This window comes from Psychrobacter sp. W2-37-MNA-CIBAN-0211 (assembly GCF_040309405.1).
GTDB classification, from domain to species: domain Bacteria; phylum Pseudomonadota; class Gammaproteobacteria; order Pseudomonadales; family Moraxellaceae; genus Psychrobacter; species Psychrobacter glaciei.
The window spans coordinates 1-245 of sequence record NZ_JBEOOU010000477.1; the positions used below are offsets into that span (position 1 = coordinate 1).

Genomic DNA, 245 nt, shown 5'->3' on the forward strand with positions numbered 1-245 from the left:
TTCCAGCGGCGACACACGGGCCACTTCCGGCGGTGCATCGCTCGGCAGGATCGCCGCGCGGCGGTCGACGCCCGGATGGCACAGCCAGCTCTTCGCGCTCGACACGAGGCGGATCGGCGTGCCGGCGCCGCGCGTGCGCGCCATCTCGCCGACCGCGAAAGCGCGCGAGGCCGTCCACGGCAGCGTCAGGTCGCCCTGGGTCAGCTCGCTTTCATGCGGCAGGTAGAGGAACGACGGCAGCAGGT

General features: G+C 72.7%; 1 protein-coding gene. It reads right to left on the reverse strand.

Annotation, left to right across the window (positions count from 1 at the left end; all coding sequences use genetic code 11):
* Positions 1-245 (reverse strand): hypothetical protein (locus AAEY72_RS15955; protein ID WP_352311632.1); only part of this gene is annotated, 245 nt, incomplete at both ends.